10 protein-coding genes are annotated in these 14,639 nt (G+C 61.0%); 4 read left to right on the top strand and 6 right to left on the bottom strand.

What is annotated here, in order from left to right:
- Window positions 1–9: 9 nt before the first annotated feature.
- The 4 genes from BFP89_RS23770 to hrpA form a co-directional block, all read right to left on the bottom strand.
- Complete coding sequence (locus BFP89_RS23770) at window positions 10–243, bottom strand: anti-sigma factor family protein (protein ID WP_065887906.1); 234 nt, start codon at window positions 241–243, stop codon at window positions 10–12.
- Window positions 237–851 (bottom strand): RNA polymerase sigma factor, encoded by a 615-nt coding sequence (locus BFP89_RS23765; protein ID WP_065887905.1) that lies wholly within the window; start codon window positions 849–851, stop codon window positions 237–239. Before BFP89_RS23765 ends, BFP89_RS23770 begins: the two co-directional genes overlap by 7 nt.
- Before the next feature lie 38 nt (window positions 852–889).
- A complete protein-coding gene (locus BFP89_RS23760; RefSeq protein WP_065887904.1) occupies window positions 890–2,011 on the bottom strand; it encodes a beta-ketoacyl-ACP synthase III in 1,122 nt (373 codons plus the stop codon).
- Between the two features lie 506 nt (window positions 2,012–2,517).
- A complete protein-coding gene (gene hrpA / locus BFP89_RS23755) occupies window positions 2,518–6,429 on the bottom strand; it encodes an ATP-dependent RNA helicase HrpA (RefSeq protein ID WP_065887903.1) in 3,912 nt (1,303 codons plus the stop codon).
- A 315-nt stretch (window positions 6,430–6,744) separates the two neighbouring features.
- Here hrpA and BFP89_RS23750 point away from each other — a divergent pair, with 315 nt between their 5' ends.
- Window positions 6,745–7,161, top strand: a complete 417-nt coding sequence (locus BFP89_RS23750) for a hypothetical protein (protein ID WP_065887902.1) — start codon at window positions 6,745–6,747, stop codon at window positions 7,159–7,161.
- Window positions 7,162–7,612: 451 nt separating this feature from the next.
- Here BFP89_RS23750 and aceK read toward each other — a convergent pair whose 3' ends face one another.
- The gene (aceK, locus tag BFP89_RS23745) at window positions 7,613–9,328 is read right to left on the bottom strand and encodes a bifunctional isocitrate dehydrogenase kinase/phosphatase (RefSeq protein ID WP_065887901.1); all 1,716 of its coding nucleotides are present in this window, start codon (window positions 9,326–9,328) and stop codon (window positions 7,613–7,615) included.
- Window positions 9,329–9,480: 152 nt separating this feature from the next.
- On the opposite strand from aceK, the gene BFP89_RS23740 reads away from it, so the two are divergent.
- Both BFP89_RS23740 and BFP89_RS23735 read left to right on the top strand, forming a co-directional pair.
- Window positions 9,481–10,386 carry a DMT family transporter gene (locus BFP89_RS23740; RefSeq protein ID WP_065887900.1) on the top strand — a complete coding sequence of 302 codons (906 nt, stop codon included), beginning with the start codon at window positions 9,481–9,483 and terminating at the stop codon, window positions 10,384–10,386.
- 97 nt (window positions 10,387–10,483) lie between these two features.
- Entirely contained in the window at window positions 10,484–12,049 is a 1,566-nt protein-coding gene (locus tag BFP89_RS23735) for a methyl-accepting chemotaxis protein (RefSeq protein WP_065887899.1), read from the top strand.
- Window positions 12,050–12,436: 387 nt separating this feature from the next.
- Here the strand turns inward: BFP89_RS23735 and BFP89_RS23730 are convergent, their stop codons facing one another.
- Window positions 12,437–13,129 carry an alpha/beta family hydrolase gene (locus BFP89_RS23730; protein ID WP_065887898.1) on the bottom strand — a complete coding sequence of 231 codons (693 nt, stop codon included), beginning with the start codon at window positions 13,127–13,129 and terminating at the stop codon, window positions 12,437–12,439.
- Window positions 13,130–13,208: 79 nt separating this feature from the next.
- On the opposite strand from BFP89_RS23730, the gene ccoN reads away from it, so the two are divergent.
- Window positions 13,209–14,633: a cytochrome-c oxidase, cbb3-type subunit I gene (gene ccoN / locus BFP89_RS23725; protein ID WP_065887897.1), complete on the top strand. Its 1,425-nt coding sequence runs from the start codon at window positions 13,209–13,211 to the stop codon at window positions 14,631–14,633.
- Window positions 14,634–14,639 lie beyond the last annotated feature (6 nt).

Genomic DNA, 14,639 nt, shown 5'->3' with positions numbered 1-14,639 from the left:
AGCTCGCTCCTATACATCTTTACGCCGCTCGGCCGCGAGCCGCTCGGCCAGCGCATCCGCATCCTTCACCGGCTCGTCCGGCATGATCCGCAACGTCGCCTGCATCAGGCGCATCTGACGGATAAAGCGCCGGCAGTTCGGACAGAACATCAAGTGATGACGCACCAGCAGACGCTCACGAAAGGTCAATTGCCCATCGAGGTAGTCACTGGAACGCGCCACTTGCTCCTTACACGTCAACATTCGCCCGTTTCCTCAAAATGCTCCACTGTGGCAAAGACTTTAAGCCGTGCCCGATGCAGCAGCACACGCACATTGGAGAGTGAGAGTGTCAGAAGATTACAGATTTGCTCCAGCTCCAGGCCCTGGCGTTCACGCAGCACCAGCACGCTGCTTTGCAATTCGGACAGGCTCAGCAGGGTGTGCTCCAGGCAGTTGCGTAATTCCTCTTCGGTGAGCAAGGCTTCCGGCGTGTCCTGGTGCCAGGCATACGGGGCTACGGCCCAGTGCCCATCGTCAGGCGTAAAGCGTTCATCACCGATGGTTCCATGGGGAGAAGGCAGGTCGTCAAGCAACACCTCCCGACGATTTTGCTTGTAGCGGCCCTTGGCGGCGTTCGCGGTGATCGTCAACAGCCAGGTTTTCAGGCTGGAACGCCCTTCGAACCTGGCGAGGTTGCGGACCACTGACAGCCAGGCATCCTGCACCACCTCATCGGCATGCCGCTGGCCGACGATGGCATAGGCCACCGCGCGCATCGCACTCTGGTACGTGGTGACCAACTCCTTGTAGGCCCGCTGCTCGCCCTTGAGCAGGCGTTCAAGCAGATGCGTGTCGTCCGCTGCTGCCATTCAACACCTCACTGTAAACGCGCAGACCCGATCCGCCATCAGCGTTTGCGCAGGATCACGCTGCCGATGGAGTAGCCCGCCCCGAACGAGCTGAGCACCGCCACGGCGCCTTTGGGCAAGTCGTCCTGATACGTGTGGAACGCAATCACCGAGCCTGCCGAACTGGTATTGGCGTAGGTATCGAGGATCACCGGCGCCTCTTCCACCGACGCCTCGCGGCCCAGCAGTTTCTTCACGATCAAGTGGTTCATGCTCAGGTTGGCCTGGTGCAGCCAGAAGCGCTTCACATCGGTGACGCCCAGCTGGTTTTCCGCCAGGTGCTCGCCAATCAACTCGGCCACCATCGGGCAGACATCGCGGAACACTTTGCGGCCTTCCTGTACGAACAGTTTGTCCGGCGCGCCGACGCCCTCTTCCGCGGTGCGATTGAGAAAGCCGAAGTTGTTGCGGATGTTGTTGGAGAACTTGGTCAGCAGCTTGGTGCTCACCACGTCGAACTGGTGCTCGGAGGTCGCCAGGTCGGCCCGCTCGAGGATCACCGCCGTGGCGGCATCGCCAAAGATGAAGTGGCTGTCGCGGTCACGGAAATTCAGGTGACCGGTGCAGACTTCCGGGTTGACCATCAGGATCGCCCGGGCCTGGCCCAACTGGATGCTGTTGGCGGCATTCTGGATCCCGAAGGTGGCCGAGGAACACGCCACGTTCATATCAAAACCGAAGCCCTCAATACCCAGGGCTTCCTGCACCTCGATGGCGATGGCCGGGTAGGCACGCTGCAGGTTGGAACAGGCGACGATCACGCCATCGATATCGGCGGCGGTCTTGCCGGCGCGTTGCAGGGCCTGCTCGGCAGCGCCGACGGCCATCTGGCAGAGCACCGACCATTCGTCGTTGCTGCGCTCGGGCAAGCGTGGGGCCATGCGCCGAGGGTCAAGAATGCCGTCCTTGTCCATGACGAAGCGGCTCTTGATGCCCGAGGCCTTTTCAATGAACGCCGCACTGGACTCAGTCAACGCCTGCACGTCGCCGCGCTCGATGGCCGCAGCGTTTTCGCTGTTGAACTGCTGCACATAGGTATTGAAAGACTGCACCAGCTCTTCGTTGGAGATGCTGTTGGCCGGGGTGTACAGGCCAGTGCCGCTGATGACGACGTTATGCACGGTCGTTCCTCTAAATCTGTCAGGCAGAAGATATTGGTACCGTCGTACCAAACTTTAGGTCGTTTGATTCCGTCCAGCGGGCATCAAACTGGCAACGCTTTATTCCATCGCGTCGCTGCTACGACGATCCCGGCATTTATGGGCGCGAAGTTTGCCACAAACACCGGGGTTTGGCGCCACTTCCCGGACAGACACCGTTAAATGTGGGAGGAGGCTTGCTCCCGATGGCGGTGTATCAGCCAAGGCATCAGTGGCTGACACCCAGTCATCGGGGGCAAGCCCCCTCCCACAGTTGGACCCTGTTATCAGTTGCTTGCGGCGGTACTGAACCCAAATCCTTGTCGGAAATGTCCTCGATAGTCCGGCTGCACACAGCTCACAATGTGGGAGGGGGCTTGCCCCCGATGGCGGTGTATCAGTCAAGACATCAGTGGCTGACACTCAGTCATCGGGGGCAAGCCCCCTCCCACAGTTGACCCCTGCTCACTTGGGCAACCGGGAAGACCTCAAGGCTCTACCTGGCTCCATTGCTTGCTCAGTCGCTTGTCGGATATGGGCACCTTGGTCCCCAACTGCTGGCCGAACAACGACACCCGATATTCCTCCAGCCACCAGCGATAAAGCTCCAGCTGCGGATCGCGCTTGCCTTCCTGGGTGTGTTTGTTCAGGCGGTTCTGGTATTGGGCCCACAGGCCGCTCAGTTCAGTGCTCCACACACGGTCCTTCTGCACCTGGCTCGGCAGTTTTTCCAGGCGCAGCTCGATGGCCTTGAGGTAACGCGGCAGTTCCTTGAACCACTGCGCCGGGGTCTCGCGCACAAACCCTGGGTACACCAGATGACTCAGTTGCTGCTTGATATCGTTCAAGGCGACCGCCTGGGCCAGGTCGATCTTGCCCTTGAAGCGCTTTTGCAGGCCATGCCAGAGTTTCAGCACGTCCAGGGTCAGGCGCGCCAGGCGCTCGGCGTGTTCGGTCCAGCCGCCACGCTTGCGCTCGGCCAGCGCGGCCAGCCCGGCACCATCACGCGGCAGATTGGCTTCGCCTTCCAGTACGCAGGAGTCGAGACTGGCGAGCAGGATATCTTCCACCAGCGCATCAATGCGCCCCAGTTCGCGATACATCAGGCCCAATTCGGTCAGCCCCGGCAATTTGCCGCGCAGGAATTTCGCCGGTTCCGCCAGTTGCTGCATCAACAGGCGCTGCAAGGCACGGCGGTGCTGGAATTCGGCCTCGGCGGCCGTGGAGAAACGCCCTTCCTTGACCGTGCCGTTTTCCTCCACCAGCGCCGGGTATACCGTCATCGACAGGCCGGCGATGTTCTGCTGGGTCTTCTCAGCGACCGCCGCAAACACCTTGGCCTCCACCGGCTGCTGGCTTTTCGCAGTTTGCGGTACCGCCAGCGCCGCCTGGCTGGCCTCGGCGAAACGTGCCGTCAGCTCTGCCAAATCACGGCCTTCGCCAAGGAACTTGCCCTGGCCGTCAACCACTTCCAGGTTCATCTTCAGGTGGTTTTCTACCTGTTGCGCCGCCTCGGCCCAGGCTTCGTCGCTGACCCGCGCGCCGGTCATGCGCAGCAATTCACGGCCCAGCGCCTGGGGCAGCGAGCCCTGGCCAAACTCGATGCGCTGCAGCGCCGCCTTGACGAAATCCGGCACCGGCACGAAGTTTTTGCGCAGCGCCTTGGGCAGGTTGCGCACCAGAGCGATGCACTTGGCTTCGATCACCCCCGGCACCAGCCATTCCAGGCGCTCGGCCGGCAATGCCGGCAGCAATGGCGCCGGCACGCGCAGGGTGACGCCGTCACGCGGGTGGTTGGGCTCGAAGTGGTAACTCAAGGCCAGGGCCAGGTCGCCCAGGTGCAAGGTGTCCGGGTAATGCGCGGCGGTGACTTCACTGGCTTCGCGGGCCAGCACATCTTCCTCGCGCATGATCAGCAGTTGCGGGTCTTTCTGGCTGTTGACCTTGTACCAGCTGTCGAAGGTCGCCGTCTGGTGGATCTCTGCCGGCAGGCGCGCATCGTAGAAGGCGTAGAGGGTTTCTTCGTCGGCCAGGATGTCGCGTCGGCGCGCCTTGGCTTCCAGTTCGTCGAGCTGCTCCAGCAGTTGCTGGTTGGCCGCAAGGCACTTGGCTCGCGACTGGATTTCCCCACGCACCAGGCCTTCGCGGATAAACAGCTCGCGCGACACCACCGGATCGATCGGCCCGTAATGCACCGGCCGGCGTCCGACCACGATCAGCCCGAACAAGGTGATCTGTTCAAACGCCACCACCTGGCCGCGCTTTTTCTCCCAATGCGGTTCGAAATGGTTTTTCTTGATCAAGTGCCCGGCCAGCGGTTCGATCCAGTCGGCGTCGATCTTGGCCACCATGCGCGCATACAGCTTGGTGGTTTCCACCAGTTCGGCGGTCATCAGCCATTGCGGACGTTTCTTGCCGATGCCCGAAGAAGGGTGAATCCAGAAGCGCCGCTGACGTGCGCCCAGGTAGTCGCCGTCCTCGGTCTTCTGGCCGATCTGGCTGAGCAAGCCGGACAGCACCGCCTTGTGCAATTTCGGGAAATCCGCCGGTTCCTTGTTGATCGTCAGCTGCATGTCGCGGCAGATCAGGCTCAACTGGCGATGGGAATCGCGCCATTCGCGCAGGCGCAGGTAGTTGAGGAAATTCTTCCGACACCAGTTGCGCAGCGGGCTGGCGGTCAGTGCCTGGCGCTGTTCTTCGAAGCCGCGCCACAGATTGACCAGCCCGGCGAAGTCCGAATCCGCGTCTTTCCACTGCGCATGGGCCTGGTCGGCGGCTTGCTGGCGCTCCGGCGGACGCTCGCGCGGGTCCTGGATCGACATGGCGCTGGCGACGATCAGCACTTCCTGCAAGCTGCCCAGCTTGGCGGCTTCGAGCAGCATGCGGCCCATGCGCGGGTCCACCGGCAGGCGCGCCAGTTGGCGGCCCAACGGCGTGAGCTGGCTGTTGCGGTCCACCGCCGACAGCTCTTGCAGCAGGTTGAAACCGTCGCTGATGGCCTTGCCATCCGGCGGTTCGATAAACGGGAAGTCGGTGATTTCACCCAGGCGCAGGTGCAGCATCTGCAGGATCACTGCGGCGAGGTTGGTGCGCAGGATTTCCGGGTCGGTAAATTCCGGGCGCCCGATAAAGTCTTCTTCGCTGTACAACCGGATGCAGATGCCCGGCTCGACCCGGCCGCAACGGCCTTTACGCTGGTTGGCGCTGGCCTGGGAGATCGCCTCGATCGGCAGGCGCTGCACCTTGGCGCGGTAGCTGTAGCGGCTGATGCGCGCGGTGCCGCTGTCGATCACATAACGAATGCCCGGCACGGTCAACGAGGTTTCCGCGACGTTGGTCGCCAGTACCACGCGGCGGCCCGGGTGGGATTGGAAAATACGCTGTTGCTCGGCCGGTGACAGGCGCGCATACAACGGCAGGATCTCTGTGTGCTTGAGCTGGGCCTTGCGCAGCATCTCAGCGGCGTCGCGAATCTCGCGTTCGCCGGGCAGGAACACCAGCACATCGCCGGGGCTGCGCCGTTCGCTGCGCTCATAGGCGGCGATTTCATCGAGGGTGGCGAGGATCGCCTGGTCGACGGTGAGGTCGTCCTCGACGCGGTTGCCCTCCTCGTCCTGTTCCAGGGTCAGCGGGCGGTACCAGGTGTCGACCGGGAACGTGCGGCCCGAGACTTCGACAATCGGCGCATCGTCGAAGTGCTTGGAGAAACGTTCAAGGTCGATGGTGGCCGAGGTGATGATGACTTTCAGGTCGGGTCGGCGCGGCAACAGCGTCTTGAGGTAACCGAGCAGAAAGTCGATGTTCAGGCTGCGCTCGTGAGCTTCGTCGACGATGATCGTGTCATAGCGCTCCAGATAGCGGTCGTTCTGGGTTTCCGCCAGCAGGATACCGTCGGTCATCAGCTTGATCAGCGTATTGGAGTCGCTCTGGTCCTCGAAGCGCACCTGATAGCCGACCAACGCGCCGAGCGGGGTGGCCAGTTCTTCGGCGACACGGCTGGCAACGCTGCGCGCGGCGATCCGGCGTGGCTGGGTATGGCCGATCAGGCCGTATTGGCCACGGCCGATTTCCAGGCAGATCTTCGGCAACTGGGTGGTTTTACCCGAACCGGTTTCGCCGGCAATGATCAGCACCTGGTGCTTGTTCAGCGCAGCTTTGATCTCGTCACGCTTGGCTGCAATCGGCAGGCTGTCGTCGTAACGAATCACCGGCAGGCTCGCACGCCGCGCCGTGACCTGGGCGCAGGACGCCTGCATGCGCGCCACCCACTGCGCCAGCTTTTCCTCGTCAGGCTTCTTGCGCAGCTCAAGCAACTGCCGACGCAAGCGGTGGCGGTCGGCGAGCATGGCGTGATCGAGGGTGTTGAGCAGTTGGTCGAGGGTGGGGGCTTGGTCAGTCATCTGGGTGGCAAGGGTCTTTTGGTAAGGCAGGTCTGCCCTGCACAGCGTGGATCGATTGCATGGGGGAAAGATTGTCGCAGATTTCTTCCGGGCTTGAGACGGTCAATCAAAAATGAACGCGCGGGCTTAGGCGCTTTGGCGAAATTGACTACATGAATCGATAAACGATTCCGACTATTCAATAGCAGAAATCCGATTGGATGAACGCGATGCAACCGGCTCAATGAGGATGCACAGATCGAGGATTTGACGCCTGTCTCTACACGGGATTGAGCGCTCGACCTTTAACTTCCCACAACACAGTCAGGAGTCTTTATGCCGATAGATCGTATGTCTTACTCGCGAGCTGGCGGTTACGGCCATTCCTTTGCGCAAAAGCATCAACGCACTCCGGAATATACGTCCCAAGGTGCATCAAGTTCCTCAGACAGCTCATGGAAAACCATTGAAACGCTGAGAAGTCTTCCCAAAACCTTCCCGACTTCCGCCGTCAGCCAAGGTCACCTTGATAAACCTATCGGTCTGTTGCAACGAAAAATAGAACTGCAGAACAAAGGCCTCCCGACGGAAAACATCGATGCAGCCTATAAAGAGTCAATGCATGATCTCTATAAAGAGACAGCGACAGCGCAGAAGCATGCTCCGGACGAGATGGACCGCAACCGCACGAGCAACTGGAGCAATAAAATATTGGAGACCAATAAAGACAGCCCATTCGTAGCCATGCAGTAAAGCGGTCCAGACCAACAATCCTGTCGAACGATACATTCCCATGCCCAAGCTAGCGAAAACCTGGCCAGGTCTAGAAAATTAACGCGTCCCCTGTTGAAACTGGAGTTTAAAATGCCAATCGATTCCGTCACCCCACGCCCGCCAAGCTACACACAGTCCATGCAGGCTCAACCGCGCTCAAAAGAGTCGCTGCCACCACCCCAATATGAATTCCCCCCCGCCTACACAGAAAAGGCGTCTTCTACATCAAGCCCTCGAACCACGTCGGCGCCAGTCACCAGCCTGACAGCCCAAAGAATTGCGAATTACCACACAACCAGCCAGGCAGTACGCGGGATGAACTTCATGAGCGGGGTTTGACACTGCGATCGTGCCGGGACATCTGTCTCACCTCTTTCATCGATACGCCAACAAGATGTCTGACGCCACGCGGTTCAAACACCGCTGGTTCTTATGATTCATCGCATTGCTTGCGCCGGTAAGGGAAAACATCAATGACCTTACCGGCACGTATCGCCTCCTGCAGGCCCTTCCAGTAATCGGCGTCATACAACTCGCCATGCAACTCATCGAACAACCTGCGCTGGCCGGCGTCGGCAAACAGGAACGGTGGAAACTCCTCGGGGAACACATCCAGCGGACCGATGGAGTACCAGGGTTCCGATGCCATTTCATCCTCGGGAGTGCGCGGCGTGGGAATGTGGCGGAAGTTGGCTTCGGTGAGAAAACAGATTTCATCGTAGTCGTAGAACACCACCCGGCCGTGACGGGTGACGCCGAAGTTCTTGAGCAGCATATCGCCAGGGAAGATATTCGCTGCCGCCAGCTGCTTGATCGCCAGGCCGTAGTCTTCCAGGGCTTCGCGCACCTGGGCGGGGTTGGCGTTGTCGAGGTAGAGGTTGAGCGGGGTCATGCGCCGTTCGGTCCAGCAGTGGCGGATCAGGACGCTGTCGCCCTCCACTTCGACGGTGCCGGCGGCCACTTCCAGCAACTCGGCGAGGCACTCGGGCTCGAACTTGCTCAAGGGAAAGCGGAAGTCGGCGAACTCCTGGGTATCGGCCATGCGCCCTACCCGGTCGACACTTTTGACCAGCCGGTACTTCTCGATCACCGTGGCGCGGTTGACGTTTTTCGACGGTGAGAAACGGTCCTTGATGATCTTGAACACCGTGTTGAAACCCGGCAGGGTAAACACGCTCATGACCATGCCACGCACGCCCGGCGCCATGATGAATTGATCATCGGTGGTCGCCAGGTGGTTGATCAGTGCGCGGTAGAACTCCGACTTGCCGTGCTTGTAAAAGCCGATGGAGGTGTACAGCTCGGCAATGTGCTTGCCGGGCAGGATGCGTTTGAGAAAGCCGATGAATTCCGCAGGTACCGGCACATCGACCATGAAGTACGACCGGGTGAAGGAAAAGATGATCGACACGTCGGCCTCATCAGTGATCAACGCATCGATCTGGATTCCCCGCCCTTCGCGGTGCAGCAACGGGATCACCAACGGCCATTGTTCGTCGCGGGTGTAGATACGTCCGACGAGGTAGGCGCCTTTATTGCGGTAAAGCACCGAGCAAAACAGCTCGACGTGCAGGTCCGGGTCTTTGCACACCCAGTCCGGCAGGTTTTCCCGCAGTTGCGCTTCCAGGCGTCGCAGGTCGGCAGGCAAGTCGGCGTAAGGCTCACTGAAGCGGTAGTCGGCGAAAATCTGCGCGAGCATGTCCGCCATCTTGCCCGCAGGCGTGTAGGTGCGGGTTTGCGCAGCCCGCGCCCGCTGCTGGCTGGGCCGCGTGGTATGAATGAACATGCAGCCATCGCTGATCAGGTCATGGCTGAACAGGCTGCAAAACACCGAGTTGTACCAGGTCTCGGACAGCTCGTCGTCAAAGCGCAGGTCGATCAGGCCGATGTAGGCACTCTTTACCAGCGGCCAGCGTTCGATGTCCTGCAACACGCCCGCCTCGAACGCGGCGCGCAAACGCGCCGTGACCTCCCCCACCTTCTCTTCGTAGAGGTTGATGCGCGCCGCCGAAGCGGCCTGCCCTTGCTGCCACTGGGCCTTTTCGAAACGTTCGCGCGCGCCATCGGTGATCTGGCGAAAGTGCTCACGGTAGTCGTCGAAACCGTCGAGGATCATCCGGGCGATAGCGAGGGCGGGCTGCGACATGCGGAAAACCTCGAACGGGTTGCGGGAAGCCCTGAGCTTAGCCAGTGAACCGAGGCAGGAGAAGGCCGATTTTCATTGGCGACGCTACTTAGCGATTGTGCCAACCGTAACGCTGGGCAACACTCCGCCGCCTGATTGCGTAGGAGTTTTCCGTGAAACCTGTCGACACCCTGTACTTGCTGGGACTGGCCGCCATCTGGGGTGCGAGTTTCCTGTTCATGCGCATCATTGCGCCGGAAATCGGCAGCGTGCCGACTGCGTTTTTCCGCGTATCGATCGCTGCCGCCGGCTTGTTGGTGATCCTTTCGATGATGCGTGTGAGCTGGGACTTCCAGGGCAAGTTCAAGACCGTGCTGCTGTTGGGCGTGATCAACTCAGGGATTCCGGCCACGCTGTACTCGGTAGCCGCGCAGGTATTGCCGGCGGGTTACTCGGCCATTTTCAACGCCACTACGCCATTGATGGGCGTACTGATTGGCGGGATGTTTTTCAGTGAACGCCTGACGCCGTCGAAAATCGCCGGGGTGTGCCTGGGCCTGTTCGGCGTGGGCGTGCTGACCCGGGCGGGCCCGGTGGCATTTGACCTGGATTTGTTGACGGGGGCGCTGGCGTGCTTGCTGGCCACCACCTGCTATGGCTTTGCCGGGTTTCTCGCACGGCGCTGGCTGGATCAGCGCGGTGGGTTGGACAGTCGCCTGTCAGCCTTGGGCAGCATGCTCGGCGCAACGTTGTTTTTGCTGCCGCTGTTCGCTTACAGCGCCATCAGTCAGCCGCCGGCGAGCTGGGGTGGCTGGCAGGTGTGGATGTCGTTGCTGGGGTTGGGCCTGGTGTGTACGGCCTTCGCCTACATTCTGTATTTTCGCCTGCTGTCATCCATCGGCCCGGTCAAGTCGATGACCGTGACCTTCATGATCCCGCCATTCGGCGTACTGTGGGGCGCGTTGCTGCTGGACGAGCCGCTGTCGATGGCCCACGTGTATGGCGGGGTGTTGATTGCAGGGGCGTTGTGGCTGGTGTTGCGACCACAAAAAGCAGGCGCGAGCCGCGAGCATTCCTGATCTCCCGCGGCACTGGCCGCGGGATTATTACAAAAATAAGTTAAATAAACGCCCGCAATGGCCGATAACCCCTGAAAGCCTTGCGGATTGAACAATCATGCGTAATAACCAACCCGTTACCCAGCGCGAACGTACCTTCCCCGCCCAGCAACGGTTGATCTCCACCACAGACGCCAAGGGTGTGATTACCTACTGCAACGACGCCTTTGTCGAAATCAGTGGGTTCAGCCGCGACGAACTGGTCCGTGCCCCGCACAATCTGGTACGTCACCCGGATGTTCCGGCGGCGGTGTTCGCACACATGTGGTCGACGCTCAAACAAGGCTTGCCATGGATGGGCATTGTCAAGAATCGCTGCAAGACCGGTGATCACTACTGGGTTAACGCCTATGTGACGCCGATTTTCGACGGCAACCAGGTAATCGGCTACGAATCGGTGCGCATCAAGCCCACCGCCGAGCAGATCCGCCGGGCCGAAGCGCTCTATCAACGCATCAACCAGGGCAAGTCGGCCGTTCCCCGGCGGGACAAGTGGCTGCCGGTGCTGCAGGACTGGCTGCCGTTTATCCTGGTCAGCCAGTTGAGCTTCATGATCGGCGCCACCCTCACCTCCCAGTGGGGCTTTGCCTTGGCTGCATTGCTGTCGGTGCCGCTGGGCCTGCTCGGCCTGAGCTGGCAGCAGCGCGGCCTCAAGCGTTTGCTGCGCCTGGCCGAGCAGACCACCTCCGACCCGTTGATCGCGCAGATGTACACCGACAGCCGTGGCGCCCAGGCGCGCCTGGAGATGTCGATCCTCAGCCAGGAAGCGCGCCTGAAGACCTGCCTCACCCGCCTGCAGGACACCGCCGAGCACCTCAACGATCAGGCGGCGCAGTCCAACACCCTGGCGCACAACAGCTCCAGCGGCCTGGAGCGTCAACGCGTGGAGACCGAACAAGTCGCCACGGCGGTCAACCAGATGGCGGCGACCACCCAGGAAGTCGCCAGCCATGTGCAGCGCACGGCGGATGCCACCCAGGAAGCCAATCGCCTGACCGGCCGTGGCCGCGATATCGCCGGGGAAACCCGCGAGGCGATCCAGCGCCTGTCGGTGGCCGTAGGCGAGACGGGCGTCACCGTCACGCAACTGGCCAAGGACAGCGACGAAATCGGCGGTGTGGTGGATGTGATCAAAGGTATCGCCGACCAGACCAACCTGCTGGCGTTGAACGCCGCCATCGAAGCGGCGCGTGCCGGCGAGATGGGCCGTGGGTTTGCGGTGGTGGCGGATGAAGTGCGCCAGTTGGCGCAACGCACCACCGAGTCGACCGGGCAGATCCATGCCCTGATCGCCAAGCTGCAGCACACCGCCAGCGCTGCCGTGCAAACCATGGACGCCGGGCATCGCCAGGCCGAAGAAGGTGTGGCACGGGTGATGGAAGCGGATCAGGCGCTGGTGGGCATCAGTGAGGCGGTGGCCAATATTACCGACATGACCACTCAGATCGCCGCTGCGACCGAAGAGCAAAGCGCGGTTGCTGAAGAGATCAGCCGCAATATCAGCACCATTGCGCTGTTGGCGGACCAGACCTCGGAACAGGCGATGAACTCGGCGCAGTTGAGTGAAGAGCTGACGCATACCGCCAATACCCAGTACTCGCTGGTGGAGCGTTTTAACCGGTAGACCGCTATCGGGGGCAAGTCGAGTACATATCCGTTTCTGCGGTAACGGCCACTTAGGGTTCCGCCCTGACGGCGGCTCACTTTTGAAAAGCGCAAAAGTAAGCAAAACGCTCTTGCCCCACCACTCGGCACCTCGCCCAGGCTCGGTGTGCCCGAACGCAGGCTTGAATCCGTGGGCCGCCGCAATGGGCCATCCATGGCCCAGTGCGGCTAACCCGGCGTCCTGCCGGGTTGCCCACGGATTCAAGCCTGCGTTCGGCCAGCGTGGTTTAACGGGGCGCCTGAGATCAAGATCAAAAGCAGATCAAGATCAAGAGCGACTCGCTTCGCATTGTGGTTACGGTTGAGCGCTACAGAGTTGTGTAGATACCTATGCCCCGATAGGTCCCTAACAGGCACCCACAAACTCAGCCACGCGCACCGCAGCCGCCTCCAGATGCTGCTCATGGGTAAACCCCGACGCCTTCAGCGGCTTCAAGTCATGATCCCCCGCCACCAACCACATCACCTCGATGCTCGGCGACAACGTATACCCCTCCACCGCCGCCCGATTACCCAATGCATCCCGCTCGCCCTGCACAATCAGCGTCGGCGTCTTGAGCACAGCCAAATGCTCGACCCTGGGCTTCTCCGGCTTGCCCACCGCATAGAACGGATACCCCAGGCACACCAACCCAGCGGCGCCCAGTTCATCGGCCAATAGACTGGCCATGCGCCCGCCCATGGATTTACCGCCAATCGCCAGTTTCCCAGCGACATGACGTCGCACCTGCGCATACACCTCACGCCAGCATTCCAACAGTTTCGGCGCCGGATTCGGCGGGCGCTTGCCGCCGTCCGCACGGCGCTGGGCCATGTAGGGAAATTCGAAGCGCAATACATTGACGCCATGCCCGGCAAGGCGCGCAGCCATGTCGTTCATGAAGGCCGAGTCCATCGGCGCACCGGCGCCGTGGGCCAGGATCAAGGTGCCAGGCTGGCCCGAGCGGGTGCCCGTGGCGACATCCCACAGCCAGCCGCGTTCACGCACACAGTGCGCCCATTGATCCCCGTCAATACTGGCCTTGTGCTCTTTGCCCATGCTTGCCTCGCTTTTTAGTCTGCCTATAACTCCAGCCCAAGTGCCGCATCTGCTTGGGTTGAACCGTGGATGGGGAACCATGAACACTACTTTAAGTACCGCCTATAACTACAAGGTGGTCCGCCAATTCGCCATTATGACGGTGGTGTGGGGCATCGTCGGCATGGGGCTCGGGGTTTTTCTCGCGGCCCAATTGGTTTGGCCTGCGCTCAACTTCGATTTGCCCTGGACCAGCTTCGGTCGCCTGCGCCCGCTGCACACCAACGCGGTCATTTTCGCCTTCGGCGGCTGCGCGCTGTTCGCCAGCTCCTTCTACTCGGTGCAGCGCACCTGCCAGACAACGCTGTTCGCACCGAAAATCGCTGCGTTTTGCTTCTGGGGCTGGCAACTGGTCATCCTGCTGGCTGCAATCACCCTGCCGCTGGGCTACACCAGTTCCAAGGAATACGCCGAGCTGGAATGGCCGATCGACATCCTGATCACCATCGTCTGGGTCGCCTATGCCATCGTGTTCTTCGGCACGATCATGAAGCGCAACACCAAACACATCTACGTCGGTAACTGGTTTTTTGGCGCGTTCATCATCACCGTGGCCATTCTGCATATCGTCAACAACCTGGAAATCCCGGTCAGCCTGACCAAGTCCTACTCGCTGTACGGCGGTGCGACGGATGCCATGGTGCAGTGGTGGTACGGCCATAACGCTGTGGGCTTCTTCCTCACCGCAGGCTTTCTCGGGATGATGTACTACTTCGTGCCCAAGCAGGCCGAACGCCCGGTGTATTCCTATCGCTTGTCCATCGTGCACTTCTGGGCGCTGATCACCCTGTATATCTGGGCCGGCCCCCACCACCTGCACTACACCGCGCTGCCGGATTGGGCGCAGTCGCTGGGCATGGTGATGTCGCTGGTGCTGCTGGCCCCGAGCTGGGGCGGCATGATCAACGGCATGATGACGCTGTCCGGCGCCTGGCATAAGCTGCGCAGCGACCCGATCCTGCGCTTTCTCGTGGTGTCCCTGGCGTTCTACGGCATGTCGACCTTTGAGGGCCCGATGATGGCGATCAAGACCGTCAACGCTCTCTCTCACTACACCGACTGGACCATCGGCCACGTACACGCCGGGGCACTGGGTTGGGTGGCGATGATTTCCATCGGCGCGCTGTACCACATGATCCCGAAAGTCTTCGGTCGCGAGCAGATGTACAGCCTCGGCCTGATCAACGCGCATTTCTGGCTGGCCACCATCGGCACCGTGCTCTACATCGCCTCGATGTGGGTCAACGGCATCGCCCAGGGCCTGATGTGGCGTGCGGTCAACGAAGACGGCACCTTGACCTACTCCTTCGTCGAAACCCTGGTGGCCAGTCACCCTGGCTTCATCGTGCGACTGGTGGGCGGCGCGGTGTTCCTCAGCGGCATGCTGCTGATGGCTTACAACACCTGGCGCACCGTGCGCTCGGTGCAGCCTGTCGAAGCCGTCCCTGTCGCGCAGCTGGCCTGAGGAGTC

This window comes from Pseudomonas sp. 31 R 17, assembly GCF_900004915.1.
Lineage (GTDB): Bacteria > Pseudomonadota > Gammaproteobacteria > Pseudomonadales > Pseudomonadaceae > Aquipseudomonas > Aquipseudomonas orientalis_A.
The sequence above is the reverse complement of the archived record's forward strand: the minus strand, read 5'-3'. Positions and strand labels throughout refer to the sequence as shown.

Bases quoted from the DNA above. Each gene is read 5' to 3' on its own strand.
- BFP89_RS23770 (WP_065887906.1), bottom strand. From the start codon at position 243: ATGTTGACGTGTAAGGAGCAAGTGGCGCGTTCCAGTGACTACCTCGAT.
- BFP89_RS23765 (WP_065887905.1), bottom strand. From the start codon at position 851: ATGGCAGCAGCGGACGACACGCATCTGCTTGAACGCCTGCTCAAGGGC.
- hrpA (WP_065887903.1), bottom strand. From the start codon at position 6,429: ATGACTGACCAAGCCCCCACCCTCGACCAACTGCTCAACACCCTCGAT.
- BFP89_RS23750 (WP_065887902.1), top strand. From the start codon at position 6,745: ATGCCGATAGATCGTATGTCTTACTCGCGAGCTGGCGGTTACGGCCAT.
- aceK (WP_065887901.1), bottom strand. From the start codon at position 9,328: ATGTCGCAGCCCGCCCTCGCTATCGCCCGGATGATCCTCGACGGTTTC.
- BFP89_RS23735 (WP_065887899.1), top strand. From the start codon at position 10,484: ATGCGTAATAACCAACCCGTTACCCAGCGCGAACGTACCTTCCCCGCC.
- BFP89_RS23730 (WP_065887898.1), bottom strand. From the start codon at position 13,129: ATGGGCAAAGAGCACAAGGCCAGTATTGACGGGGATCAATGGGCGCAC.
- ccoN (WP_065887897.1), top strand. From the start codon at position 13,209: ATGAACACTACTTTAAGTACCGCCTATAACTACAAGGTGGTCCGCCAA.